Origin of the sequence: Paenibacillus sp. NPDC058898 (genome assembly GCF_049316025.1) — a bacterium.
Lineage (GTDB): Bacteria > Bacillota > Bacilli > Paenibacillales > Paenibacillaceae > Paenibacillus_AQ.
The window spans coordinates 346,223-372,680 of sequence record NZ_JBMOSM010000004.1 but is presented as its reverse complement, the minus strand read 5'-3'; the positions used below and the strand labels follow the sequence as shown (position 1 = coordinate 372,680).

19 protein-coding genes and 1 tRNA gene are annotated in these 26,458 nt (G+C 49.4%); 4 read left to right on the top strand and 16 right to left on the bottom strand.

The window, feature by feature from the left end; translation table 11 throughout:
- Genes ACOZB4_RS13655 through ACOZB4_RS13645 form a run of 3 tightly spaced genes read right to left on the bottom strand, consistent with a single transcriptional unit; the run spans nucleotide 1 to nucleotide 2,041 of the window.
- Entirely contained in the window at nucleotides 1-786 is a 786-nt protein-coding gene (locus ACOZB4_RS13655; protein WP_076320685.1) for an ABC transporter ATP-binding protein, read from the bottom strand.
- A gap of 45 nt (nucleotides 787-831) precedes the next feature.
- On the bottom strand, nucleotides 832-1,392 hold the full coding sequence (locus ACOZB4_RS13650) for a GNAT family N-acetyltransferase (RefSeq protein WP_379406509.1): 561 nt from the start codon (nucleotides 1,390-1,392) through the stop codon (nucleotides 832-834).
- A gap of 22 nt (nucleotides 1,393-1,414) precedes the next feature.
- Complete coding sequence (locus ACOZB4_RS13645) at nucleotides 1,415-2,041, bottom strand: TetR family transcriptional regulator (RefSeq protein WP_379406510.1); 627 nt, start codon at nucleotides 2,039-2,041, stop codon at nucleotides 1,415-1,417.
- Between the two features lie 345 nt (nucleotides 2,042-2,386).
- Between ACOZB4_RS13645 and ACOZB4_RS13640 the strand changes: the two genes are divergently transcribed.
- Nucleotides 2,387-2,890: a L,D-transpeptidase gene (locus ACOZB4_RS13640; RefSeq protein WP_306023904.1), complete on the top strand. Its 504-nt coding sequence runs from the start codon at nucleotides 2,387-2,389 to the stop codon at nucleotides 2,888-2,890.
- A 179-nt stretch (nucleotides 2,891-3,069) separates the two neighbouring features.
- The gene (locus ACOZB4_RS13635; protein ID WP_179090567.1) at nucleotides 3,070-3,231 is read left to right on the top strand and encodes a hypothetical protein; all 162 of its coding nucleotides are present in this window, start codon (nucleotides 3,070-3,072) and stop codon (nucleotides 3,229-3,231) included.
- Between the two features lie 206 nt (nucleotides 3,232-3,437).
- Here the strand turns inward: ACOZB4_RS13635 and ACOZB4_RS13630 are convergent, their stop codons facing one another.
- The 10 genes from ACOZB4_RS13630 to ACOZB4_RS13585 all read right to left on the bottom strand — a co-directional run bounded on the left by ACOZB4_RS13630 (nucleotide 3,438) and on the right by ACOZB4_RS13585 (nucleotide 23,062).
- On the bottom strand, nucleotides 3,438-6,173 hold the full coding sequence (locus ACOZB4_RS13630) for an alpha-mannosidase (protein ID WP_379406511.1): 2,736 nt from the start codon (nucleotides 6,171-6,173) through the stop codon (nucleotides 3,438-3,440).
- Between the two features lie 21 nt (nucleotides 6,174-6,194).
- Nucleotides 6,195-9,335, bottom strand: coding sequence for a beta-galactosidase (locus tag ACOZB4_RS13625; RefSeq protein ID WP_379406512.1), 3,141 nt, complete (start codon nucleotides 9,333-9,335; stop codon nucleotides 6,195-6,197).
- A complete protein-coding gene (locus tag ACOZB4_RS13620; protein WP_098742788.1) occupies nucleotides 9,332-10,651 on the bottom strand; it encodes a glycoside hydrolase family 125 protein in 1,320 nt (439 codons plus the stop codon). Before ACOZB4_RS13620 ends, ACOZB4_RS13625 begins: the two co-directional genes overlap by 4 nt.
- A gap of 20 nt (nucleotides 10,652-10,671) precedes the next feature.
- Nucleotides 10,672-13,785: an alpha-mannosidase gene (locus tag ACOZB4_RS13615; RefSeq protein WP_379406513.1), complete on the bottom strand. Its 3,114-nt coding sequence runs from the start codon at nucleotides 13,783-13,785 to the stop codon at nucleotides 10,672-10,674.
- A 3-nt stretch (nucleotides 13,786-13,788) separates the two neighbouring features.
- Nucleotides 13,789-16,086 carry a glycoside hydrolase family 3 N-terminal domain-containing protein gene (locus ACOZB4_RS13610; protein WP_379406514.1) on the bottom strand — a complete coding sequence of 766 codons (2,298 nt, stop codon included), beginning with the start codon at nucleotides 16,084-16,086 and terminating at the stop codon, nucleotides 13,789-13,791.
- A 26-nt stretch (nucleotides 16,087-16,112) separates the two neighbouring features.
- Entirely contained in the window at nucleotides 16,113-17,009 is an 897-nt protein-coding gene (locus ACOZB4_RS13605; protein ID WP_076321299.1) for a carbohydrate ABC transporter permease, read from the bottom strand.
- A gap of 53 nt (nucleotides 17,010-17,062) precedes the next feature.
- Nucleotides 17,063-17,992, bottom strand: a complete 930-nt coding sequence (locus ACOZB4_RS13600; RefSeq protein ID WP_179090580.1) for an ABC transporter permease — start codon at nucleotides 17,990-17,992, stop codon at nucleotides 17,063-17,065.
- Nucleotides 17,993-18,131: 139 nt separating this feature from the next.
- Nucleotides 18,132-19,607, bottom strand: a complete 1,476-nt coding sequence (locus ACOZB4_RS13595) for an ABC transporter substrate-binding protein (protein WP_215164052.1) — start codon at nucleotides 19,605-19,607, stop codon at nucleotides 18,132-18,134.
- Nucleotides 19,608-19,734: 127 nt separating this feature from the next.
- Nucleotides 19,735-21,246: a response regulator transcription factor gene (locus tag ACOZB4_RS13590; protein ID WP_379406515.1), complete on the bottom strand. Its 1,512-nt coding sequence runs from the start codon at nucleotides 21,244-21,246 to the stop codon at nucleotides 19,735-19,737.
- Nucleotides 21,239-23,062, bottom strand: a complete 1,824-nt coding sequence (locus ACOZB4_RS13585) for a cache domain-containing sensor histidine kinase (RefSeq protein WP_379406516.1) — start codon at nucleotides 23,060-23,062, stop codon at nucleotides 21,239-21,241. The genes ACOZB4_RS13590 and ACOZB4_RS13585 overlap by 8 nt, the downstream gene beginning before the upstream one ends.
- A gap of 182 nt (nucleotides 23,063-23,244) precedes the next feature.
- Here ACOZB4_RS13585 and ACOZB4_RS13580 point away from each other — a divergent pair, with 182 nt between their 5' ends.
- Together ACOZB4_RS13580 and ACOZB4_RS13575 are read left to right on the top strand one after the other, a co-directional pair.
- Complete coding sequence (locus tag ACOZB4_RS13580) at nucleotides 23,245-23,583, top strand: L,D-transpeptidase (protein ID WP_076320672.1); 339 nt, start codon at nucleotides 23,245-23,247, stop codon at nucleotides 23,581-23,583.
- A 100-nt stretch (nucleotides 23,584-23,683) separates the two neighbouring features.
- Nucleotides 23,684-24,760: an AI-2E family transporter gene (locus tag ACOZB4_RS13575; RefSeq protein WP_076320671.1), complete on the top strand. Its 1,077-nt coding sequence runs from the start codon at nucleotides 23,684-23,686 to the stop codon at nucleotides 24,758-24,760.
- A gap of 100 nt (nucleotides 24,761-24,860) precedes the next feature.
- On the opposite strand, the gene ACOZB4_RS13570 is transcribed toward ACOZB4_RS13575, so the two are convergent.
- The 3 genes from ACOZB4_RS13570 to ACOZB4_RS13560 form a co-directional block, all read right to left on the bottom strand.
- Nucleotides 24,861-25,256 carry a hypothetical protein gene (locus tag ACOZB4_RS13570; protein WP_076320670.1) on the bottom strand — a complete coding sequence of 132 codons (396 nt, stop codon included), beginning with the start codon at nucleotides 25,254-25,256 and terminating at the stop codon, nucleotides 24,861-24,863.
- 19 nt (nucleotides 25,257-25,275) lie between these two features.
- The gene (locus ACOZB4_RS13565; RefSeq protein WP_215164057.1) at nucleotides 25,276-25,962 is read right to left on the bottom strand and encodes a uracil-DNA glycosylase; all 687 of its coding nucleotides are present in this window, start codon (nucleotides 25,960-25,962) and stop codon (nucleotides 25,276-25,278) included.
- A 207-nt stretch (nucleotides 25,963-26,169) separates the two neighbouring features.
- A tRNA-Leu gene (locus ACOZB4_RS13560) sits at nucleotides 26,170-26,255 on the bottom strand.
- Nucleotides 26,256-26,458 lie beyond the last annotated feature (203 nt).

Below are 26,458 nucleotides of genomic sequence, written 5' to 3'. Positions count from 1 at the left end.
TCAGCTTCCCTCCCGAACGATCGATACGAACCGTTCTGCAATACGGGCATGGTCATGGAACCCCGTCAGCTGATTAAACACTTCTTCCAGGGACCCCTCATGGGAATGCTGCTGCAATTCTTTGAACGTTCCGTCCGCCACTACCCGGCTGTCAGCGAGCAGAATGATCCGGCTGCTGATTTTCTCTACGACGTCCATGATATGTGAGGAATAAAAAATCGTCTTGCCCTGGGCAGACAGCTGGGCCAGTACTTCCTTGACTACCATCACGCTGTTCGCATCCAGCCCGCTTAAGGGCTCATCCAGGAACAATAGATCAGGATCATGCAGCAGGCTCGAGATCAGCAGCACCTTTTGCCGCATTCCTTTTGAAAACGTAGCGATCCGTGAGTGATATGCCTTTTCCATGTCAAAGCAATCCATTAATTGCTTCGCCTTATAATCCGCTGCATCATATGTAAGTCCGTACAACTCGCCTATAAAAGTCAAATACTCGGCTGCCGTTAACTGATCGTACAATTCCGCCACCTCAGGCACATATCCGATTCTCCGTTTATAATCGATATTCCCATCGGAAATATCCTGACCGAATATGCGCACTGTCCCCGTGTACCCCTCAACCAGCCCAAGCATAATCTTGACCGTCGTGCTCTTCCCCGCGCCGTTCGGACCGATATATCCAATCATCTCGCCGCGGCGTACTTCCAAGTCGATACCGTTCAGCACATAACGATTATCATATTTCATGCGCAGGTCTTGAATCAATAACACTTCATTTTCAGACATGATATAATTCTCCCATTCCCTCATTGTCTTCACATACCTACCTTATTATGGAAGGGAGGGAAAATCAACCTTTTGACGCATATACTCGCTCTGCAATATCCCCATGTGTACGATGTCATGCCAGACACCATTCCGGTACAAGCTCTGTCTGGAGCTGCCTTCCTGGACAAATCCGACTTTTTCATACAGTTTGATCGCGTTATGGTTGAAGGAAAATACCCGCAAGCTTACCCGGTGCAGATTCAGCTCCAAAAAAGCATAATCAAGCAAAAGCGTCATCGCTTCAAAGCCGTAACCCTTGCCCCAATAGGTCTTTTCGCCAATGTCGATGATACATTCCGCGTTCCGGTTCTTGGTATCGATATGAATCAATGACATGATGCCAATCGGTCTGCCGGTTTCCTTCAACTGGATCAGATAGCTCTTCGAGGAGGAAGAACCCAGGATCACCTGCTGAACGAAGTCCTTTGTCTCCTCCAGTTGAAAAGTATCCAGGTTGGGACTGGTGGATTGCATCACTTCTAGGTCATTGCGCCAGGAATGGTACAGCTCCGCGTCGTTTATCGTCATTTTTCGACAAGCAAGTCTAGCAGAATCAAATAGCATTCAAAAAACACCCTTTCCATCATCATGATTCTAGTTTTATAGGATTTAACATTGCATTAAGAGAATGTACGAAGGTTTCCAGCTGCTCCGGCACGCAAGTCACCATCGGTCCGAGTTGGAAGGTATCCAGCATCAGTCCGTTCAGAAACGAAATCATATAACGTGCTATGGCTTCCGGTTCCAATCGTGGCCGAAACTCCCCTTGCTCCTTACCCTTCCGAATGACCCGACCCATGGCCTCAACGGTCAGCTGATAACGTTCAGTTATATAGGGATACTCCTTCTTGGCATGAACATAAGAGGAAGACAGGAAAAATTCCGCCCTGGCCAATACAAGTGAATGCTGGATTAGCGAAATATCACCCTGCTGTTTCTGAACCCAGTCCCTCAACTGATTCCATATCGGATATTGCGGATCCGGTTCAAAAAAACCGAGCGTCTCTTGGTCGTCAAAACGCAGAACCTCTATAAACACATGCTCCACATTATCAAAATACGCATACACGGCTCCGCGGGACATGCCCGCTTCATCCATAATGTCCTGCATCACGGTGCGGGTGTAGCCCTTTCTGATAAAGACGCGCCTGGCTGCCGTCAATATTTCAAACTTCTTCTCCCGTTTATATTCCTCACTAACCCTTGGAGACATAAGTCATCCCCCTTTCCGCCCTTTAACATCAATTTCGATTCCATGAACTTCACCTCAATACAAACGACATAAGTGTCCTTTTTTAACTCATTTCATCATAAACGACATTAGTGTCGTTTTCAAGTGGTTGCTATAATGAACGCGAAAACCCTCTTGAAGAAATCTCTTCAGGAGGTCATTTGCGTACAGCCAAGCCACGATCCGATATTCGATAGAATGTCCCCTCCGCGCCATTATATCTCTCTTTGAAAACAACTTGTTCTATTTTTCGGCTTACGCACATTTCCGTCAACATTCGCGAATAGCTGCATATATATGGGGGAGAACGAAAAGAGGTGATCGGACATCATTAAGGGCATCAGCCGCATACTGATCTTCACCTTACTGCTGGTTTTCTTTTTCCCCGCCGTATCCCAAGGCGCTTCCGGACAGAAGCTGGACAGTAAGTACACCAAGTACGCACAGTTTATCGTCATTGATAAATCCACCAACAAACTGACGTATTATGAAAAAGGTAAGGTCATAAAAACATTTCCCGTCGCTACAGGCAAAAAACCCTCCTATACGCCGGAAGGCCTGTTCAGAATTCACGAAAAAGTGAAGAACAGACCTTACTACAAGGAAGGCATCAAGGGAGGAGACCCGCGCAATCCGCTTGGGGATCGCTGGCTCGGCATTAATGTGAAAGTGAACGGTAGAGTTAGCTACGCGTACGCCATACATGGAAACAACAACGCCAACTCGATCGGCAAGTACGTGTCGGCAGGTTGTATACGGATGCATAATAAAGACGTACGCTGGCTTTACGACAAGGTGAAAATGAGTACCCCCGTCCTCATCCAAAAATAAGAACGCAAAAAGCCAAACACATTTCATGTGTCTGGCTTTTTTAAATTGGACGTGTAGGAACCATACTCCGCTCCATTCCTCAAGTTCATTCCAATTCTTTGAATACCAGGTATGTAACCATCTTGTATAGGATAACTTATCATTATATTTGTTATCAACCATCTAAGGGGGGGATTCACATGGACATCCATTCGGAGGAATATAAAATTGCCTCACTCAATGGGAATGAAGGTACCTTGAAAGCGATTGAAGACGCCGAGACCAAGATTGCCGAGCTTACAGGCAAAGATATCACCCTGATTGCTTACGAGAAAGACCAAAACCAAGGGAAAAATCAATAATTAAGCCGAGTACAATAAAGAGCTGCCCTCCAGCCGTCCGCAAAGACCTAGGGAGAGCAGCCTTTTCATTATATATATTTCAGAGCGTTCAGGAATCTGCCTGTCATTAGGCAAGACAGTAAGGCCCGATCCCTGTAATTTCGGAATCGGGCTTTGCTGGACCGGGATGTACAACAACATTCCCAGCACTATATCATAATAAATGCTTACTTGACCGAAACTTTAACTCCCAGTGTTACGATTTCGTGAGGCTTAACCGGCTGCGTGAAGCTTCCATCGCCATCAAAGCTTTGAACCGCTCCCTCTACTTCCAGAATAGAGCTCTTATACACACCCTGGGAAGGTAGAGAAGATTTCAGCTTCAGCTCAGTATCCGTGCCTGCCATATTGAACCAGCGCAGCATCAGATCCCCGGTCTTCGGATTCACTTTCAGGGAAGAGAACGCAAGTTCTTCATGGCTCCATTCAAACGGTGCGGAAGTCGATGCGACAGCGCCGGCATGGACCCCGGTCTGTGTAACCGTCCATGGGATTTGGAATTGGTAAGCCTCGGCGTATGCGCCTGACTTCATGCCGTCGCCCTGATGCGGAATGACCTCCATACGTACCGTATGCACGCCGATGCACTGAGCTTCAGGCGTAGGGAAGTACCCCCAGTCACCGAGCTCGCCTACGGAACGAAGCAATGTAACAGCGATGGTATTCCGGCCGTCACGCAGGACTTCATATTCATTCAAGCCCTGGTTAGCTACCGTCAATCCTGCAGTAGCTGTCGAGACATCAACGAATGCCTGTTGATGAGCCGTATAGCTTGGATTCTCCCATTCGGCAGCAGGTTCATTATCCCGAGTTGCCACTTCAAACATGGAATCCACGTTATGGGACGATGCCAGCAGATCCGTTGGGAACAATGCACGCACCCGATGATCCTTCGCTTGATTATCCATTGTCGCTTCGATCTCCACGCCTTTACCGCTGCGGTTCAGACTGATTACGGTACGAATGCGCATTGGCACCATTTCGCTCGATCTTTGCGCTGTGCGGTTCGGATAATAGATGAGCTCATGCTGCTCTTCATCCAGCTTGCTGTCCGCCATAGCCGGAATGGACCAGTTATGAACGATTTCAATGGATGCGCGGTAAGGTGTATCTTCCAGAACCGAAACTTGGGCGGTTTGACCCTTCGTGGTCAATGCCGCTTCGCCATCCGGCTGTTTGTACATATATTCATTACCGATATCTCCGGTATTTTCATAGACGCCCAGATCCCGGTATACTTGTCCGTTCTTTTTATCCGTCAAGGAGAAGGAACCATCCTCAGCGATCTCAATCTTGATCAGCTCATTCTCCATCACATTGGACTTACTAATTAAGGATGCTACCTCGGCAGGCTTCACTTCGCTCTTCACCCAAGCATAAGTAGTTAAGCCCATTGCTGGGATCGCGTTTGCCTCGAAGGTAAGTCTCACACGGCGGCACATATACGGCTGGCGGAAACGATCGTCCGGCAGATCGTATCCGAACTGAAGACCCAGATCCTCAACGGTGCAAGGCACAGCTTGTCCTTGAGCATTAACCAGCACACGGCCGGACAAGTCGATTTCCTTCATCCGGCGGCTGGTTTCCTCCAAAGAGTAACCTTCCCGGAAATAAAGGCGTTTCGCGTCCAGCTCAATGCTGACCGTACCGCTGCGGCTCCATCCCGTCGTATTGAATACAACAAGCGGCAGCGGATCGGATCCCCATTGCTCAAAGGCGGTTGTGTCAACCGCATCTGCAATGACGCGAACACTGTCATCCACGATATTTTCGGCCACGTTCGCGCTTTTCTCAAAGCGGGTCACCATCTCGCGGTGAACTTCGTCCACGCTGCAGCCGCAGATGCTGTCATGCGGATGATTCTGCATCAGCGTCTTCCACGCATAGGTGAACAGATGATGCGGATACTCCTTGCCTAGCAGGCTGGCGTAGGATGCAAGCGGTTCGGCCACTTTTTCCAGCAAGGTCTGGCCGCGCTGGTTCATCTGCTTCAGGTATACGCGTGCCGAAGCGGTATTCACAAGTGTACCCCATCCATCGGTACGCTGACTGCGCAGCTCTCCTTTTACGGAGGAAAGATCTTGCGGCAGTTTCTCCCGAACGGCTGTCAGGTAATCGTCAAAATTGGAATGAATGAATTCCGTATCCGGATACAGCTTCTTCGCTGTACGGATGCCTTCCGCAAGATCGGTCTGTATCGGCTGATGGTCACACCCGTTCATATAGAGCAGCTCAGGTGTGGAAGCGTACTTCTCGGCATCCGCCAGCTTGCGGTCCCAGAATGCCTTCGCTTCCGCTTCATCAACGGGAACCTCGTTACCGTTACTGTACCAATTGGCAAACAGGATGCCCAGCACCTTGGAGCCGTCCGGACCTTCCCACATCAGCTCTGAGAATGAAGACTCATAGCCGCTGTCGGAGACGGTATTGTTAAAGCCCGTTGGCTTTACGCCCCGACCGAAGAAGGCATTATCAATGCCGGACTGCAGCATCAACTGCGGAATTTGGCCTGTAAGTCCAAATGTATCCGGGAAATAACCGATTTTGGCAACCGTGCCATATCGCTCGGCATCCTGGTGGCCTATCTGCATATTTCTCACGTTAGCTTCACTGCTCGTGAGGTAGGCATCCTGCAAAATGTACCATGGACCGATAATGATACGTCCGTCCGTGATCAGCTTCTCAAGCTGCTCTTTCTTCTCAGATCTTACCTGCAAATAATCTTCGATAATAATCGTCTGGCCATCAAGGAAAAAGCTGCGGTATTCCGAGTCCTTCTCCATCGTCTCAAGCAAGCTGTCCATGAGCTCGATCAGCCGCACATGGTGCTTTTCATACGGTAAATACCACTCGCGGTCCCAGTGAGTATGCGAAATAATATGTGCTTTTCTGGATTGATCCATCTCTGCTTAGTCCCCCTTATGTTAGCCCTTCGATACTGTGATTTCGACCTCATCCGGGCGGTACACCGATAACAGGTCACCGCTCGCATCTACTGCAAACAAGATCGAACGATCCGCTTCCAGCACGAATGAATAGATGAGTCCTGTTGAAGGATCCTTTACCTCGACGTTCGTGTCCCACGATTGCTCCGAGCCGAATACGAAGAGTGCTCCTTCTTCAAACGTTACCTTGCGTCCATATACGCCGGAATGTTCTCCGCCTTGATTCCAGATGAGCCCTGTGTCGGCAGCAGATAGCTCCAATGCATACCGATATAAAGCCGAAATGGTGTCGATTCGATCATTCAATTCAACAGGAAGCGGGCTCCAGAGAAGACGTCCTGCACCAAGCTTCACATCCACGATGGAATCGCCAGCCATATCGGCCGGTTTCGCCCCGCTGCCTGCCGGAATTTCTTTGGTCAGCTCGGCAATCTTCCGATGTCCATACGATACAGACCATGTACGGTCCCCAATGCGCAAGCTTTCTTCCCGGCGCACATTCGCCAGCTTCCGCTCGCCCAGCTCCTCTGTCATTCGATCGACCTGATGCCAATATGCATCCAGACCGATTGGACCCGTCAGAAGCAATGTAGCTCCCGTTTCCTTCACGATATCCATCAACTCAGCAAACGCCTGGTCATCGACATTGTGCGCGCTCGGCAGAATGATGAATTTCACCGGATGGTTACGCAGCGAGCTTAAATCATACTCCCCGACAGCACGGAACGGCACGTTCAGCTCGTAAGCAAGCGCGCGCGTCGCCTTGGTCGTCGCTTCAAAAGCGAGCTTCCGGTTCGAGAAATCATTCGAATAAGGGAAAATGACCGCGGTTTCTTCCAGCTTCCGGCCTTTAAACATGTCCCGGATGTCTTCCATGAAGGCACCGAAATCATACGACACATCCGCTTCCGGTTTCTCCGTGCCGTCAGCGCGGACAGCTCCGATATGCGATTCATTAGCATTATCCATGTAGAAATTCGTGTTCCAGATCCAATGAATGGCTCCAGCGCCTCCTGTGGAGAAGGCGTAAGCATACTTGCGCTCCAGCAGATTCCGAAGCTCGGCTTCGCTTCGCTTCGCCCGGCCATCCGGTGTCTCCACGTACATGATGCCTGTTTCCTGAATCAGGTTCGGTTTATCCGGCGTTTTGGCAAATATGCCGTCCCAGATCAAATAGTCGTTGAACCACCAGGAGTGAACCGTCGTATAGTCTACGGCTTCGGCATAGAAGAACGGAGATGGACGCTGTGCCCCAAGGGCCTCGTCCTGTCCAACGGTAACCATATGATCAGGGCATACCTCTTTGATATCGTCATATAATTCCTTGGCCCAGCGGTTATGCATGTCCATCGAGAACAGTGCATAATCGAGCCATTGTGTGCCTTTTTTCCCTTGATGCATGTCTTGAACATCAAAATTAATGACTTGAGGTTCCGGCGGAACCACGGAGTCAAAACCCGGCAGCTGATCCGCTGTCATATTCCAACGTTCCTGCAGACGCTCAATCGAACCATGACGCTTTTTCAGCCATTCGATATAAGCTTGTTTCTCAAACGGATCCTTCGCGGAACGCGGGCCGTCCGAGAAAATCTGCGGCGGATCGAACATGGATGGCTCGTTAATCAGATCCCAGTCCACATTCTTCGTATCTTTATGTCTACTAATGATGGAACGTATGAAACGCTTCTGCGCTTCCACGCTTCGCGGATCGAGGTAAGGATTTTGGCCCTCCCAAGTCTCCGGCGTGAAGGAGAAGAACGTGAATGTTACCTGCAAATCATGCTTCTTCGCCGTTAACAGGAAGGCGTCAATCGAACGCAAAACCTCTTCGGATGCATGCCCGTCCACCTGCATAATATTGCGGTACGCGGTCCAAATCCCGGTACGAATCCAATTGATGCCCGCACCCCGCATTTGCGCCATATCGCGATCCCACACATCCGTATTCGGAAGGAACAGGAACTTACGCGCTACATCGGACGTCATGTAAGTCATCCCGACAACAGGCAGTGGGCGACCATCCTTGATGAAGTAATCCCGATTGCAGGTTACAGGCGTACCCGCCTGCAAAAGCTCGGAATCCGCTCCCCAGAACCCTTGTCTCAGCCTGCGGATTTCTCCATCCGGCCCTTCGGCTTCACACACCACCCGATAAGACCCCGGCTTGATATCCAGCATAACCGGAATGCGCTGTACATGAAATTGTCCGGTCACATCCACCTTCACGGAATGATTCCATGATAAGGATTCATCTTGGTCGTGTTGGACGGAGATGCGGAACGTCCAGCTCTGCGGCTCTTGTTCGGAAAGTTTCCGGCCAAGCCGTTGTGCCTGCAGGGTCAGGATCGCACGCTCGCCAGACTCGTAGGTCGCATAATTCGGCTTGATCCACAGCTCGGTAATCCCCTTCGCACAGAATGCCGCCCAGCTGCGCACCTCTTCGCCTCCATCCTGTTCCCAGAATGAAGCAGAGAGAGGCTGATTCACAAACAGCCAGCGTCCGCCCAAGAATGGCCCGCCGACATTTTCCCACAGAACGACAGGAGCCGCGACTTCTCTTCCCTTAGCTGTGCTCCCCTTAAGGAGCGGATAAATCCGCGTATCCATCGGCCCGGCCGATCCCATCTGATGCGGCAAATCACTGCTTTTGGTGACATGTGGAACCAGGTTCCACGTATCGTTTATGGATAACCGCTCCCGGCTGCTCTCCATAAGGGGAATAACGTCACTGGAAGTCAAATGGTCGACGCGTCCGCTGTCCACTGGCAGCGCTTCATGTATGTGGAGCTGCTGATGGTATGCCGTCTGTTCGTGCTCCACCACCCAAGCGCCGTCCTCCATGCGGACAGGACGCTTGAAAGGTGCGCCGCCAATGCTGACCAAGCCGCCGCCATTTCTCAGAAAGTCCAGGATCGCTCTCCAGGCGCTTTTCGGGAAGTAAGGCGCATGCAAATTGACAAAGCTTGCGCCCTGTCCTCCTGCAGATTCCAGTGCTTCAGCCAAATCTTCAGCGCGGCACACGACATCGAATGCATTCAGAGCCGCCGCGCTAGCCGGCAAACCGGCAGCTTCTGCTACCGGAAAGGACGGATCATAAAATACAATCAGACGCCCGCTCATAGAATCCCTGCTTTCATCGCCTGATACACCAATTGCGAGAAGAGGCTGTTGGACCAGGCAAACCATGATCTGGTGAAAACTTTCGGATCGTCGGCATGGAAGCCTTCGTGCATAAATCCGGTATCGGCATCGGTTGCTTCCAGCAATGCAATCATCTGCAGCTTCTCTTCTGCCGTTTGTGCCGTAATTCCCTGCATGGACAAGGCCATATGCCAGATATAATCCGGCGGCGTATGCGGACTGCCGATTCCTTTGGCAACAGCGCCTTCGTAGTAGAAAGGATTTTCTTTGCTTAGCGCAAACCGTCTGGTGTTTTGGTAGATCGGATCATCTGCAGAGCAATAACCCAGATAAGGAATGGACATCAATCCAGGTGTTCCCGCATCATCCATCAAGCAGTAATTTCCGTAACCGTCTGTTTCATAGGCGTAAATCGGTCCAAACTCCGGATGACGGTAAATGCCGTACAACTGAATTCCGTGATCCACGTCAGCTTCGAGTCGTTTCAGTTCATCCAACAGCTTCATATCCCGGAATACCCATTCCGCGAATTCCTGCATTTGACGCAGGGCGACAACGGCGAACATGTTGCCTGGAATATTGTAGTGGAAATCGCAAGCGTCATCACTTGAACGGAAGCCGGACCAGATCATGCCCGTATAATTCACCGGCATGCCGAGCCCGTTATTACGCAAGGAATCCGTTGGAATTCCGTTATCCCGTGTGAAACGGTAAGGCGATTTCTCGAAATGGTATTGTTCCGTTTTAAACAGCTCAATAATCTTGATCATAGCCGACTTGAAGTTGGCGTCAAACACATCCGTAAGGCCGGTTTCCTTCCAGTACAGGTAGGCCAAGCGAACAGAGAAGCATAGCGAATCAATCTCAAATTTGCGCTCCCACACCCATGGGGACATTTCAGTTTCGTCGGTTGTGTTCCAATGCCAATCATTCGCCGATTCATTAAAGGCATTGGCATAAGGATCGATATGAATATATTGAAAATGGCGTTTGATCAATCCGCTTAAAATCCGCTGCAGCTGCAGATCATTCTTCGCAAACGGAATGTAATGGATCACCTGTTCTACCGAGTCGCGCAGCCACATGGCCGGGATATCACCGGTAATCACAAATGTTGTGCCATCCTCCATCAGTTTGGTTGTTGTCTCCAGCGTGTTCGGGAAACAGTTCTTGAACAGCTGAAGCAGCTTGGGACGGTGCGCAAGCTTTTCTTCAGCCTCTTGCAGAACTGCCTGAATTGATTGCGGCAGCTCAAGCTCCGGCATTGGTATTTTGGGGAGTCTGAATTGTTCCATGGTTGTTCTGGCTCCTTTAGTTAAGTATGATGTGTAGTCAATTTGATGGTTTTGATCTCATACGGCATGAATCGAAGGGTTAACCTTCCTTCTGCGGTATCCAGTTGTTCGAGTTCTTCTTCCAAGGCGTTGGATAAATGGACGCTTTCATAAGGATAAGGCCAGCTCAGTGCTGCATTATCTCTGCCTCCCGCAGATTCGTACATCCGAAGGATATACCCTGAACCGTCTTCTGCGGGTTTGACCGTATCCAGGATTACATGATGGCTCTCGAACGGAATAAATGAATGAACAGCAGGCCGAGTACCCTGATTCGAACTTGTTCTTACGCAAGGAAGCTCATGATTGAGCTCGGCAGCTTTACGGACGATTCCGGCACTTCTCCAGTCTCCGTTATGCGGGTATAAGGAATACGTGAACTCATGCTCACCCAAGTCTGCCGTGGCATCGGGCCATTTCGGTGCGCGCAGCAGGGATAACCGGATCGTGCTGTCCTGAATGTCATACCCGTACTTGCAGTCGTTGATGAGGCTGACGCCGTATCCATGCTCCGACACATCCGCGAAACGGTGGCCACAGACTTCATATTGCGCCTGTTCCCAGCTTGTATTACGATGGGTCGGTCTCTCGATGGTTCCGAACGGAATCTCATACGTAGCCTTATCGGCAACGACCCCGATTGGGAAGCCGACTTTCAGCAGTTTGTGTGATTCGTTCCAGCTGACTTGCGTCTTGAAGTCGATCCGCCGGTCATGATGATAAAAAATCATGTCCTGCATAATCTCCGAGTTATGGATACGCCAGCGGAAACGCAGCACATCCTGCACCTCACCCGCTTGCACGAGCTTCTTCTCGATCAGCTCCGCCTCTCCGGCTAATTGCTCCTCGTAACGGGTATCGATGTCCCATGCGTCCCACAGTGTTGGACGGTCATGGAAGAAGTGGAAGCGGTTTGCGGCTTCGCCCGGCTTAACCACTTCCCGATGAGCCTCTTTATCCCACAGGCTCGTGATTTCCCCGCGCTCATTAAAGCTGACCTTATAATAATCCGTTTCCCAGGAATCTGCGAACACTGTAGTAGAATTCTCCGCTACCGCCTTGTTTCCTGCCAAAGGCTTCAACCAAATGGTCTTGTATCCCAAAGACGGGATGCCTTGAACATGAACATTCAAGCGGTGAGAGGTTTTACTGTTTCCTTCTGTTTGGGCATCGTACTGCAGCAGCGCTCCATCCGAATCATACGGCGCAAAGCCCTGCTCTCCTTCAATCGAAATGACGGCTTCTCTGCTCCATCCAAGTCCGTTAAAGACGACATACGGAATACCTTCCCCTTCTGTATCGGCCTGATCCGCCAATACCTGAAGCCCAAGACGGAGGCTTTGATTTCCTTTTTGGAACACCTCTGCGTATTCCTTCTCAGAAGTAACGTAAGACTCCGTAATGGCAGAGCCCGGGATAATATCATGAAATTGATTCAGCAAAATCAACTTCCAGCCGTCATGCAGCTCGCTCATTATCGCCTGCCGCTGCTCATTGTCCATCGACGGAAATGCCACCGAGTTCCATAGCTCCGCCTCGCGGTACAGGATTTCCGCTTTCCGGTTATGACGCTTGTTCCGCGCATGCGTTGTATAGGTGCCGCGATGAAGCTCGAGGTACAAATCCCCGCGCCACTGAGGCAGCTTCGGCTGTGCATCCTCAATCCCGCCGAAAAACTCGGCAGCTGTGCTATACTCGCTGGCCGGTTGACCGACCATAAGCTCGGCACGGTCGATATATTCCAACATTTCGCGGGTTACGCCGCCTCCGCCGTCACCGTGTCCATACAGCAGCATCTGCTCCGGATGAACGGCTCTTTGGCGGTATGACTGCCAATGCTCGTGAACATCTTTGGGCAGCGTGTTCTCGTTCACGCCATGATTGAGATAGGATAACATCGGTGTTCCATCGATCCCAACCCAATGGAACAGGTCATAAGGAAACACATTCGTATCGTTCCAGCCAAGCTTAGTTGTCATGAAATAACGAATGCCGCCATGCTTCAAGATCTGAGGCAGCGATGCACAATATCCGAATGTATCCGGCAGCCATTCAATATGAGATGTCTGGCCAAACTCTTCTTGATAGAAGCCTTGCCCGTATAGCAATTGACGCATGAGGGACTCCCCGCTCGGAATGTTCAGGTCCGGTTCGACCCACATCCCGCCGACAAGCTCCCAGCGTCCTTCCTTGATTCTAGCCTTCACTCTCTCGTACAACTCAGGATCATGATCCTTCAGGAATTGGTATAGCAAAGGCTGGCTCTGCGCGTACTTAAATTCGGGATATTCATTCATCAGCGCATCCATGGTGGAGAAGGTCCGGCTTGTTTTACGTACGGTTTCCCGGACGGGCCACAGCCAAGCGATGTCAATATGCGATTGACCCACCATATGCTCCATGCCTTCAGCATGGCCGCCAATGGCAGTAACGCTCCGTTTCAGATCATGCTCAATCCCGGTTACCTGAGCGCCGTCCCGGATGGCGGCGTCATCCAGGCTGACTAAGCGGTCCATCGCCTGATACAGCGCCTCCATTAAGCGGATGCGCCGCATATCGCTATCCGGCAACAGGATAAGTGAATCCCGAATCACGGTCGCGGTGTACATCAGGCTCTGAACGGACACGTTCACCTTGACAAGCAAGCTTTGCACCTTAGTAATCGGAGGCTGAATGACAGCCTGCTGATTCAGCGGGTCCACCGGCTCCGGAATTGGATCGTATAACTCGATCTCAAGCTCCATATTCAAGCCGGTGCGTTTCGGATCAAGCTTGACGAAGGTATGATTACGATCCAAACCCTGATAAGATACTCCGTTTATGCGCAGTAAGCCCTCGCCCCCGGAGTGGAACACAAGTCCGATCGCTCCGTCCACCCAGTGTGTGGGCCATTCAAGGTTCCTCCGAAAGAAATAGGTTGTCCCCTGTGTGCTCGGGAATCGGTTGAAGTCTTGTCCTTCCGTATAAGGGGCTTTATCTTCATACACGCCCGGAACCATGTACGTAGTTCGGGTAATGTTCCACTCTCCAAGCTCTACTGACTCGAGCCACTGCCGCTCCGAAAGTTCGCGTATAAAACGTCGAATGCGTTCCATTCCTTAACCCTCCTGTACAGTCAGATCTGCACTCAGCGTATCGTTCACATGTCTGCCAACCATGATACGGAACAAGCCAGGTTCAACCACTTGCTTGTAATTTTGACCGATATATTGAAGCTGTTCCGTACCGATGGTAAATTCCACCTTGCTCCGCTCTCCAGGCTGCAGAGAGATTTTGCGGAAGCCCTTCAGCTCACGGGCCGGTCTCGTATATTTGCTGGCCACATCGCTCACATACAATTGTACAACCTCGGATCCTTCCCTGTCGCCACTGTTTGTAACATTCACGGAGACAACAGCCGTTTCTCCCGTTCTAATCACTTCCGGGGTAATTTGAATATCCGAATAACTGAACTCGGTATAGCTGAGCCCGTATCCGAACGGATAACGCGGCTGGGAATCCTCTTCGAGGTAACGCTTACCGCGCGACCGCTTGCCGTTATAGTAAACCGGAAGCTGTCCGACATGCTTCGGTATCGACATCGTCAGTTTACCGGACGGATTCACATCGCCGAACAAAATGTCCGCTACCGCATGGCCGCCCTCCTGGCCCGGATACCATGCTTCCAAGATGGCATCCGCATGCTCGTCGATCCACGGCTCCGCAATGGGCCGACCGTTGATATACACAACGATCATCCGCTTGCCAAGCTTATGAATCTCCTGAGCCAATTCCAATTGAACGCCGGATAACTGCAGCGTCATCCGGTCGATGCCTTCACCGCAATCCATGTCACTTAAAGCGTCGTCCGTGACCTTCGATGCTCCTGTTCGCAAATCGATCGTGCCTTCGCCAAAGTCGCGTGCGCTGGAACCACCCAGTACCATGACCACGGTATCGGCCTGATCCGCACAAGCTAGTGCGAATTCAAAGCCTTCCCTGGAGTCATCCTTAATGCGGCAGCCCGGTGCATATAATACACGTTCAGCTTCATCCTCCAGTTTCGCGCGGATTCCACCCAGTACGGTGGTCACGCTTGCCGGCGGCTGCGGAGACGTATAATCTCCAAGCTGATTGTATCCTTTATCTGCGTTAGGTCCAATGACGGCAATCACGCCGCTTTCGTTGGATAACGGCAGCGCCTGGCCTTCATTCTTGAGCAGGACGATGCCTTCCGCCGCAAGCTGTCTGGCAAGTTCGACATGCTGCTGGCTGCCGATAACTTCCTCCGCTACCTGCGGATCCACGTAAGGCTTCTCGAATAATCCGAGCTTGAACTTCAAGGTCAATATTCGGCGAACGGCCTCATCCAGTACGGCAACCTCAAGCTTGTTTAACTCGATCGCGTTCAGGAGATGCTTGCCGAACATCTCGCCTGACATCTCCATATCGATACCGGCACGAAGCGCCTCAACAGCGGCATCCATTCCGTCTTCAGCAGTATCATGGCCGCTGGCCAGCATATCGATGGCACCGCAGTCGGTAATTACCATGCCGTCAAAACCCCACTCCTTGCGGAGAATGCCGTCAAGGAGCTCGGTATTAACGGTGCAAGGCACACCGTCAATTTCATTATAGGCCGGCATAATGGATGCAGCTCCTGCCTCCACGGCTTTCTTGAAAGGCAGCATATCCACTTCCATCAATTCACGTGTTCCCATATGCACGGGACCCGCATTTCTCCCGCCTTCGGAACTCCCATAACCCACAAAATGCTTCAATGTCGCAGCAACACTGTTCGGGCTGTCCAATGAATCGCCTTGAAGGCCTTCAACCGATGCGACCGCATATTCGCTGATCAGGTATGGATCTTCGCCGAAGCATTCCTCGGTACGGCCCCATCTTGGATCGCGCACGACGTCGAGGACCGGGGAATAGGTGACGGCACCGCCTTGGCTGCGCGTTTCGAGCGCCACGGCACGGCACATATCCCGGTACAAATCCACGTTCCATGTGCTTCCAATGGACAGCGGGACCGGGAAAACCGTGCCGCCGATGGCCATGTGCCCATGCGAGCATTCCTCCCCGATCAGAATCGGAATACCCAGACGTGATTCCTCAATGGCGTACCGCTGGATGTGATTGACGGCTTCTGCTCCTTCACGCGGAGAAAGACCGGTCTCAAGTGTTACACCGGTCCATGGATCGGCGCGCAGGGTCCCGTAAAGGGATCCGACGCCGCCATTTTTCACTTGCTCTTTAAATGAATCCGTTAATGTAATCCGACCTTTATTCACTTCATAGGTCTTCCAGCCGAACGGCTGAATCAGCTGCCCAACCTTTTCCTTCAGGTTCATCAGGCCAAGAAGATGTTCCACTCTTTCCGTAATGGGTTTACTGGAATCTTTATAAGTCATCTCATACCCTCCGGTACATGAAGAATTTATTCTTTAACCGCGCCGATGGTCAGACCTTGAATGAAATAGCGCTGGAAGAACGGATAGGCCAGAATAATCGGTCCGGTTGCCAGAACGACCATCGCCATCCGCGAAGTATCCTGCGGCATGCTCTGCAGAGCGGCCATGCTAAGGGATGAATTCTGAGAGTTCTGCAAGATGAACTGCATGCTGGTCTCAATCCGCATGAGCATGGATTGCAGTGGAACCAGGTTCGGATCATCAATGTAGAGCAATGCGTTAAACCAGTCATTCCAATAACCCAAGGTGCTGAACAACCCGATGGTTGCCAGACCCGGCAAGGATAGAGGCAATACCAGCTTGTAGAAAATTTTAAACTCGCTCGCACCGTCGATTTTACCGGATTCAATGATGGCATCCGGAACGCTGGTGCTGTAGAACGTACGAAGTATCATAATATAGAAGGCGTTGAGTGCCAATGGCAGGATCAAAGCCCAGATGGAATCTTTCAGACCGAGCAATTGTGTTGCAACGATATAAGTCGGTACCAGACCCCCGTTAAACAGCATCGTGAAAAACGCAAAGAACGCGAAGAAGTTCCGATATCTGAATCCTTTACGAGAGATGGCATAAGCATACAACGAGATAATAAACAAGCTGATCAACGTCCCCACTACCGTTACAAAGATCGTAACGCCATAGGAACGAAGGAGTGTATCGCCCGTTTGGAATACATATTTATAGGCTTCCAGACTCCATTTTTCCGGCCAGATTTGATATCCGTTGCGGGCAAGGGCGCCTTCATCCGTAAATGAAATGATCATGACGAACAAAAACGGAAATACACACAGGAACGAGAAAATACCGGCAATCAGGTTGAACACGACATTCCACCCGGATGAAAGCTGATGGAAATCTTTCATCTTGCTTTTAGATTTGAACACGTCACATACCCCCTTCTTGGTAGATTGATCGATTAGAACAATGCATTATCCTTGTCATATTTACGAACGATATAGTTCGATACCATAACGAGAATAAATCCGACTACCGACTGGTACAGACCCGCAGCAGTACTCATTCCGATCTCGCCTGTTGTCTTCAGACCACGATATACATAGGTATCGATAACATTCGTTACGGAATACAAGGTTCCCGAATCCCTTGGCACTTGATAGAAGAGACCAAAGTCAGCGTAGAAGATTTTACCGATCGCAAGAAGAGTCAAAATGGTCATCAGCGGTTTCAGCATCGGAAGCGTGATGGCTTTAATCTGCTGCCATTTGTTCGCGCCGTCAATCATCGCCGCTTCGTACAAGGATTTGTCGATCCCCATAATCGCCGCCAGATAAACGACACTGTTATAACCAACGGATTTCCACAAACTGATTAACGTCAGGAATATCGGCCAATACTTGGCTTCGGAATACCATTGAACCGGCTCCATGCCAAACCATCCCAGGATTTGATTCAACATCCCTTTATCCATGCTCAGGAAACTGAATGCAAAATAACCTACAATAACCCAAGACAAGAAGTACGGCAGAAACATACCCGTTTGATAGACTTTCGCCAATTTCTTATTCACAATTTCGGACAACACGATAGCCAGTACTACGGATAGAATGAGACCCAAAATGATGAACACGAAATTATAAAGTACGGTGTTGCGCGTAATGATGTAAGCATCGTTGGTACTGAACAGGAATTTAAAGTTTTGGAATCCTACCCATTCACTATTAACGATACTTGCCCAGAAGCCGTCCCGGCTAAAGCGGTATTCCTTAAATGCAATAATGGTCCCGAACATGGGCAAATATGAGAATAAGAGAAACCATAGGGTCCCCGGCAAAACCATGAACAGCATGGCCTTATTCGTCATAATATTTTTGAAAAACTGTCCGATCGCTCTCACGCTTACCCCTCCTCGTGATGTGCATGAATGAACAAAAGAAGGGCGGTGAACATCCGCCGCCCCGTCCTTGTTCATACTGCAGCGGTTTTTGCTGTCCTTGGGACAAGAAAGACCGCTTCATGCATTGTTATTACTTGCTTGCTTTCCAAGCATCAATTTGGCTTTGTGCTTCAGCGATGATCTTGTCCAGACCAGCGGCTTTCAGCTTTTGATTCGCTTTTGGCAGGAACTCTTCAGGATTTACGGTACCTGTCATCAGCGGCGCCCAGAACTCTTCTTTTACGTTGTTGACTGCTGCGAGCTCTGTGGATACTTTGGTTGGATCAAAGTTGAAACCGAGAAGCGGAGCAGCCTGGCCGGACTCGTTAAACTTCTTGAACTCTTCCCATTTGTTCTCAGGATCCTCAGGATTCAAGTAAGTCAGCATGACATTACCAAGCGCGAAGGTAGGCATGTCGTAGTTTTTCGATTCTGGCAAGTTTTCCATTACGTTCTCGCTAAGCTTTTTGTAGTGTACGCCTTCGATACCGGAGTCAACCAGGTTACGAAGATATACGTCTGTGTTCAGCAGGTTCAGGAACTCCATGGCTTTCTCAGGGTATTTCGAGTTAGCGGAAATCGCTTGCATCGAACCCATTACCGACCAGTTGAAGATCGTTGCATCGCCAGCCGGAGTGGACACTACCGGATAGCCGTAGCTTTGGCTCCACAGATTATCTGCGAATGGCTGCGTTGCCGCACGGTCTGCGAACCAGTTGCCGGAAGTCATCAGATCTTGCGTCGAAGTTGTTGTAGCTGCTTCTGGGGAAATGTATCCCGCTTTGTAGTACTTGTTCATCAATTTAAGCATGTCCATTGTTTCTGGCATTTCGAGGAAGTTCACAACTTTCAGATCTTCCTTGTCATCCAGGTAAACGGCCATTGGCATTTTTTCGATGATGTAGTCAAACGGAAGCAATGGACCGAAGTCTTTGCTCAGTGCCAAAGGAACGACGTTCGGTTCTTTTTCCTTGATCGTTTTCAGCAGTGGCTCCAAGCTTTCCATCGATTTCACGTTCGAAATATCGAGATTGTACTTATCAAGCAATGTTTTATTAAAGCGCCATGCTTCTTGAGCAGGAAGCTCTTTGTTTGCCGGAATCGCATAGTTGTGACCATCAACCTTGGAACCTTCCAGGAACGCAGGGTCAATCGCGTCTTTAATGCCTTGTCCATGACTTTCAATCAGCTCGTCCATTTCCATGAATGCGCCTTTACGTGCATTTTGCACATAGTCAAACGCCCATGAGCTTGTGAACAAGATATCCATCGGTTCGCCGGAAGCTGCCATTACTTGCATCTTCTGGTTGTAATCACCGAAGTCGATCATTTTCATGTCAACGGTTACACCAATCTTCTCAGCAGTGTATTTATTGATTTCTTCCTCAACCTTGTCAACATCCTTTTGAGGTGTTCCGATGGTGTACCAGATCAGCTCAACCGGTTTCTCGGCAGTTCCCCCGCCGTTTCCTGCACTCTCTTTGTTGCCCCCGCATGCCGACAACAGCATGGATGCGGACAATAAAAGCGTTAGGGGCAGGAGCCATTTCTTTTTCGATTTACTCATGTTTATCCTCCCTTTTGAATCCTTGTGTCTCTACACTTATAAGATTATCCCATGAAAGCAGTTTCACATAGGCGAAAAATTAAAGGTATTATGGTGAAAATAAAGAAAAAAACTCTGATTAAATCAATCAGAGCATTCCTCGGAAATCCCTCGGCGATACGCCGACAAATTTTTTGAACTGTTTATAGAAATAACCGGTTTCCCAATAACCTACATTTTTTGCGATATCTTGTACTTTCGTTGAAGAGTTTCGGAGCAACTCCTTCGCTCTTTCAATCCGGTACCGGTTAATATACTCCGTAAAATTCTCTCCCGTCTCTTTATGGAACAGATGCCCCAGATAGACGGGATGAATATGATACTGAGCGCCCAACACCTTCAGCGACAAATCCTCATTATAATGGTGCTGGATATGATGCAGAATCTGCTGGATGACAGGGCTCTTCACATCATTGTTGAGCGAATCAACCAGCCCGCCTACCCCATCCTTCACAGCCGTAATCAGATCGTCGATCGACACGGAATCCATAATGTCCGTAATCGTATTTTTCACAAAATCAGGGGCAGCCGTGTATTGGATATCGTTCAGCTCCAGTTTCAGGCGAATGACCATCTCGACCGCGATGCTCTTGAGTGTCGTCGGGATCATCCCCTGCGTATGGCGAAGGCGATCAAAATCACTATCGATCAAATCAAACAGCACCTGCTTGTCCCTACCGGCGATGCCTTTGGCATACTCGGGCCACTGCACGGAATAGGATTCCGCCGCTTCCCCCTTCTTTGCTTGAACATCAACATAATCCACGTAGGAGGGCTGCTCCAGAACAAGATAGTATTCCTGCGCCTCCTTGGCATGAAGATAACTGTTCTTATAATTTCCGCCGAGACTTTCCACGCTGCCAAGCGAGATGGACAGCTCCTCTTCATAGCATTGCTCGCGCACCTGCTGCAGCAGCCGAATGGCTCTCGCTTTTTCCGTGTCCGGATCTTTCATCATAAAAATCACCACGTGATCGCCGTCGTTGTCTCGGAAATACAGGACACCCGGCTCCTGATCCATTAATTGATACAGGCTATTCTCCAGCGGCGTGAAATCCGCTCTCAGGATAGACGCCATGACATACGGCAAATTCAGATTCAGCCCCAGAAGGGTCGTGCGCTCCTCCAGTTCCTCCGGCTCAATCCGGTCCGTGATCCAGCGGTACAGGATATTGCTCCGCAATACGTTAATGTCGTACTCGTCCAGTCTCATCTCTCTTCTGGATTTGTTCATTTTATCCGTTGTGCTGGCAATCGTTTCTTCCAATTCCTTCAGATTGATCGGCTTGAGCAAATAATTCTCGATCCCCAGACGCATGCCTTCCTTCAAATAGGCAAAATCGTCGAAGCCGCTCAGGATGATTACCTTCAAATTGCGGTTCAATTTTCGTGCGCCTTCAATCAATTCAAGTCCCGTCATGACAGGCATCGAGATATCCGTAATGAGAATATCAACCGGAATGACCGCCATCTTCTCCAGCGCCTGACGACCATTCTCCGCATGCCCCACCACCTCAATGCCATACTTCGACCAATCCACGACGTCAACCAATCCTTCTATAATAAATGGCTCATCGTCCACGATAAACACTTTATACATCGTTATTCAGCTTCCCTTCTGCCACCGGAAATTTGACTGTCACCGTTGTACCGCTGCCCGGCTCACTCTGGATGTCCATTCCGTACGAACTTCCAAACGTCAGCTTTAATCGCTCATTCACACTCCGCAGACCAAATGATTCTTCACTCGACTCGGCCATTTCCAGCCGGGATTTGATCTCCTCAAGCTGCTCTGGCTCGATCCCTTTCCCGTTATCCTTGATCTCGATTACGACATCATCATCCTGCTGCGACGCGTTAACCGTTAGCCAGTTATCATCCTGGTCGCTGCGCAGCCCATGAACGATGTAGTTTTCAATCAGTGGCTGCAGCGACATTTTCATCATCGGCACATGTTTGATTTGTTCCTCACAGTGCATTTTATAAATATACTTGTCCTTATAGCGAATTCGAAACAGCTCCAGATAGAGCCTGCACGCCTCCAGCTCATCCTTCAATGTGTAGTGGGACTTATGCTGAACGATATTCTTGAACAGCATCGACAAGCTGTAGATCATATCACCGACATCCTGAGCCCCCTGCGAAAGAGCTCTCATCCGAATCACTTCAAGCGTATTGTATAAAAAATGCGGGTTAATTCTCGCTTGCAGTGCAGACAGCTCCGCGTTCTTCTGGTTAATCTCTGCCTTATATACCTTGTCGATATACCGGGAAAGCTCATCCAGCATCTCATTGAAGCTGCCCGCAATTTGCCCTAGCTGATCCTCCTTGGTATCCTGCATCCGGGCAACGAATTCCCCCTTCTCTACCTTGCGCATAAAACGGATAATGTTATCGGTGCGCTTGGAGTAATTCACGATTGTCAGCGAAGGAATGAATACCGCAACGACAATACATAGCAGGGCCGCAATGATGATGGTGTTCTGCAAACCATGGAAGGACTCCGATATCTCACGTTTGGGTGTGATTCCGACCACCGTATACCCTGCCTGATTGTGAGCCGCTGTTGTAATGTACGATTCCTCATCTAGGTTCACGGTATCTTTGGAATTCAGCAGCCGGTCGGCATAAGGATACTTCTTCCCGTAATATTTGCCCGAAGAATCAAACATCACACGGCCGTCACCCGACAAGACCAGCACGGATCCCTTCAGGGGATCTTCGCCGCTGTTCAGGACAGCATCCAACGCTTCCGTTCGGTATAAAATAACCAACTGCCCCAAATTCTTGTATGTGGTCATATCATTGATCGGGCTCCGGATCGAGAATAACGGCAAATTCACATCTCCAGCCAGCTTACGTACCCAGAGATTCGGCAGCGTGACGCTCTGGCTCTCCATCGCCATCACATCAGGAATGTACGAATGCGTGGCATTCGCCTGATAGAGCCTTGTCATGCTGCCCTGCTTGTATACATATACATATTGTTTCTCGGCACTATACAGCATGATATTCTCAATATCCGGGTCGTCGTCCAGCCTTTGCTTGAAGTAAGCAACCACACTGTCTGAATTGGACTGCCCGCCGCCCGCGATCCGATCCATTCGCTTGGCCATGTACTCATCAAACGAGTTCATGAGGAAATAGGAAGTGTCAATCCCTAGAGAACTGTTGCGGTACAAGTCATTTACATAGGACTGCTCATTCTCAAATTTTTGATTCAATTGCCGCTCCACCCGTTCAACCGCTCTTCGCTGAATGTCGAGTTCGCTGCGCACGGCCGATTGAAACAAGAAGTAATACATGAGAAAAGATAAGGTGACGATGGTAACCACCGCAATCAAGGAGATTAGCAGCAGCATTTTGGTAAACATATTATTTTTAATATATTTTTGATAAAACTTAGCAGGAGACATTGGTTTCCCCTTCCTGATGTAAACGTTGTTACTGCTTAACCTATTAAATAATAACATCAGCAGAGCGTTATCAATGGATGAAATTTCTACCAGCATGAAGATGTAATTTGCCTATTTTAAGTTGATTTAGGGGTCGCTCTTCCCGCTAATTCATAGCATAATCAGGAAGGAGATGAATTAAGATGCCCCAATACCGCATTATTGTCGATTTATCCAATTTTCAGCTGCACCTGCTGGATGGCGACACCGTGGTACGTACGTTCCCGGTTGCCATCGGTAAAATGGCTACACAGACGCCGCCAGGCAATTACACCATCGTCAACAAACAGCCAAATCCCGGGGGGCCTTTTGGAGCCTATTGGTTAGGGTTGTCCAAACCCCATTATGGCATCCATGGCACGAATGACCCTTCATCCATCGGCCGCTACGTTTCCCATGGCTGCATTCGGATGTACAACGAGGACGTCATTGAGCTTGCCTCCCTCGTGCCGATTCATACCCGGGTCACCATACGAAACTGATAAGCATAAACTAGTGATTTCAAATCCCTCCAAATTGGTTAAATACAAATGTTACATCGTACCTATGTATTTACCTATTCGTTGTATGGAGGGATTGCCCATGATGCAGAGCAAATATTTCAGGACATGCTTTGGCATAATCGCACTGCTCTTGATCATTTATCTCGGATCCGAAATCAGCTTCTTGTTCCGGCCAATCGTCTCCATGTTCAATATGCTGATCGTTCCCGTCGCGATGGCCGGCTTCTTCTATTATCTGCTCAGACCGATTGTGGACTACCTGGAGCGGCGGAAAATCAAACGATCCATTGGCGTCCTGATGCTGTATTTCGTGTTTGCCGGTCTCTGCGCCATCTTCGGCATTGTGGTGTGGCCGACACTGCGCGAGCAGATCGAAAATTTTATCAGTAATGCCCCCTTTCTGGTAGAGGGTGTGCAGCAACAGATCGACCAGCTGCAGCAGAATCCATACTGGTCACGCTTTATACCAACGGAATCCGAGTTATCTACCTCACTGACGGAATACATGAATCGGATCATTACCTGGATCAGCAACTCCATCAATAACCTGATTGCCGTTGTATCCAGCGTTGTCGTTATTATTGCTACGATTCCGATCATTCTGTACTACATGCTGAAGGAAGGCAGCAAGCTTCCGCCCAAGCTGCTCAGTGTCCTACCAAGACGATACCGCCGTGACGGCAAGGAAGTGCTGGGTGAGATTGATACAGCACTCAGCAATTTTATTATCGGCAAAGTGATCCTGAATCTTATACTTAGCATCATGATCTATATCGGATTTCTGATCATCGGGCTGCCTTATTCTTTGCTCTTGACGGTGATCTCCTTCTTCTTGAATTTCATCCCGTATATCGGAGCGCTGCTGGCGACCATTCCTGCCGTGATCATCGGTTTTATCGAATCTCCTTCGATTGCGATATGGTCTGTTGTCGTTATTGTCATCGCACAGCAGATCCAAGATAATATTCTGACACCGGTCATCTACGGGAAACAGCTGGATATTCACCCGTTGACCACGATTGTCCTCATTCTTGTAGGCGGCGACTTCTTCGGGCTGCTTGGCATCCTGCTCGCCATTCCCGCTTACATGATCGTCAAAATTATCGTGGTACGGATTTACGAACTGTTCCTTGCCGAAAAAGTAGAAGACGCATAATGAACTCGAGTTACTGGAGACATACAACTGCCATTTGTACAAAAAAGGATGTCCCCGCCAACTTCACGATGGCTGCTGGGGACATCCTTTATTTAAAGAATCACGCATTGCCGCGCAGAGATCGAACCACAAAATCATGCTCATCCTTGCGCAATATCATACCATTTGACAAGGTAACGGTATCCTCATCGTGAGTAGTCAGGATGGCCTGTGATAACACCAGTCGATTGCCTCGCCATATCATCACGGAAGATCCAAAATAGATGGCGTTATCGAATTGAATGGTATGATTCACGACATAACCGATGGAGTTCAAGGCAGGGTATGCGTTTCTTGGCATAATTCTATGAATGGCGCGAAACGGTATAACAAGCTCACCCGGACCTAGAATCACTTTTTCCTGAACGGGATCCCACCCTTTCAGCACACCTTCAACCGTGCTTTTCGCCCCGTCTAAACGCTGAATGACAACATGACGACCAATCCAATGCTTCATGAAGGTCACCTCTCGCGGATTATTCATCTCCATCGCCCGGTGTGCTTGGGATGTCCCAATTCACCGGATCCATACCCTTTTGCATTAAAAAAGCATTCGATGCTGAAAATGGACGACTACCGAAGAATCCTTTATGCGCTGCAAATGGACTCGGATGACTGGACTCAAGCACTTTGTGCCGGCTTCGGTCTATGAAGGAACCTTTCTTCTGTGCGTAACTGCCCCATAATATAAAAACCATTGGCTGATCACGTTCATTCAGTTTCGCAATAACCGTATCGGTGAATGTCTCCCACCCGATCCCTTTATGCGAGTTCGGCTCGCCTTCGCGAACCGTAAGCACTGCATTGAGCAGCAGTACTCCTTGATCCGCCCACGATTGCAAGGAACCGTGACGGGGAATCGAGATTCCCAGATCCGAAGCAAGCTCCTTATGTATATTTCGTAAAGACGGAGGAATCGTAACTCCGGGCGAAACGGAAAAGCTCAGTCCCTGCGCCTGCCTACGACCGTGATAAGGATCTTGTCCCAAAATAACGACTTTTGTCGATTGGTACGATGTTTGCTGAAGAGCCCGAAATATATCTTCCTTGGGGGGATACACCGTGCTGCGCCGGTATTCCTCGTCCACCCGTTCCATCAAAGCTTGAAAATAAGGCTTATCCATTTCTCCCTGCAGAATAAGGTCCCAATCATTGTTAAACATCCGCATGTCTCCTCTCTCCTCTCACACAGGCCAGCATGGAATCATAAAAGAATGCGATTTCTATAATCGGAACACCATAACATCTTCCGTTCAATTTGAATCCAATAACAACGCTCATCATGAATTGACCTTATGTCGATTTAAAAAAATAAGCCGGCACCCATACGGGGGCCGACTTATTTTGCATCTTACCAGACGCTGTTATAATGCCGAGGACGGGGGTCGAACCCGTACGGTAGTCACCTACCGCAGGATTTTAAGTCCTGTGCGTCTGCCAATTCCGCCACCCCGGCATATTTATCCGCGCATGTTCCTAGCGTCGTTCACGTTCACTTACATAGCCGAAGGTACGCGTGGGAATCGCAATATATTGCGATCTCATTCCGATATCTAGGTGTGCACATTTCGTCTTAGCGACAAAATTGATAATACCATGTCCAACCATGTGATGTCAATATATGAAACTCATAATTTTTGGCATCACCTTACTTAATAG

Coding starts and splice junctions, on each gene's coding strand:
- ACOZB4_RS13575 (WP_076320671.1), top strand. CDS start 23,684: ATGATGCAGAGCAAATATTTCAGGACATGCTTTGGCATAATCGCACTG.
- ACOZB4_RS13615 (WP_379406513.1), bottom strand. CDS start 13,785: ATGGAACGCATTCGACGTTTTATACGCGAACTTTCGGAGCGGCAGTGG.
- ACOZB4_RS13610 (WP_379406514.1), bottom strand. CDS start 16,086: ATGACTTATAAAGATTCCAGTAAACCCATTACGGAAAGAGTGGAACAT.
- ACOZB4_RS13590 (WP_379406515.1), bottom strand. CDS start 21,246: ATGTATAAAGTGTTTATCGTGGACGATGAGCCATTTATTATAGAAGGA.
- ACOZB4_RS13645 (WP_379406510.1), bottom strand. CDS start 2,041: ATGTCTCCAAGGGTTAGTGAGGAATATAAACGGGAGAAGAAGTTTGAA.
- ACOZB4_RS13630 (WP_379406511.1), bottom strand. CDS start 6,173: ATGGATCAATCCAGAAAAGCACATATTATTTCGCATACTCACTGGGAC.
- ACOZB4_RS13625 (WP_379406512.1), bottom strand. CDS start 9,335: ATGAGCGGGCGTCTGATTGTATTTTATGATCCGTCCTTTCCGGTAGCA.
- ACOZB4_RS13650 (WP_379406509.1), bottom strand. CDS start 1,392: ATGCTATTTGATTCTGCTAGACTTGCTTGTCGAAAAATGACGATAAAC.
- ACOZB4_RS13635 (WP_179090567.1), top strand. CDS start 3,070: ATGGACATCCATTCGGAGGAATATAAAATTGCCTCACTCAATGGGAAT.
- ACOZB4_RS13620 (WP_098742788.1), bottom strand. CDS start 10,651: ATGGAACAATTCAGACTCCCCAAAATACCAATGCCGGAGCTTGAGCTG.
- ACOZB4_RS13565 (WP_215164057.1), bottom strand. CDS start 25,962: ATGTTTAACAATGATTGGGACCTTATTCTGCAGGGAGAAATGGATAAG.
- ACOZB4_RS13585 (WP_379406516.1), bottom strand. CDS start 23,062: ATGTCTCCTGCTAAGTTTTATCAAAAATATATTAAAAATAATATGTTT.
- ACOZB4_RS13605 (WP_076321299.1), bottom strand. CDS start 17,009: ATGAAAGATTTCCATCAGCTTTCATCCGGGTGGAATGTCGTGTTCAAC.
- ACOZB4_RS13655 (WP_076320685.1), bottom strand. CDS start 786: ATGTCTGAAAATGAAGTGTTATTGATTCAAGACCTGCGCATGAAATAT.
- ACOZB4_RS13595 (WP_215164052.1), bottom strand. CDS start 19,607: ATGAGTAAATCGAAAAAGAAATGGCTCCTGCCCCTAACGCTTTTATTG.
- ACOZB4_RS13580 (WP_076320672.1), top strand. CDS start 23,245: ATGCCCCAATACCGCATTATTGTCGATTTATCCAATTTTCAGCTGCAC.
- ACOZB4_RS13570 (WP_076320670.1), bottom strand. CDS start 25,256: ATGAAGCATTGGATTGGTCGTCATGTTGTCATTCAGCGTTTAGACGGG.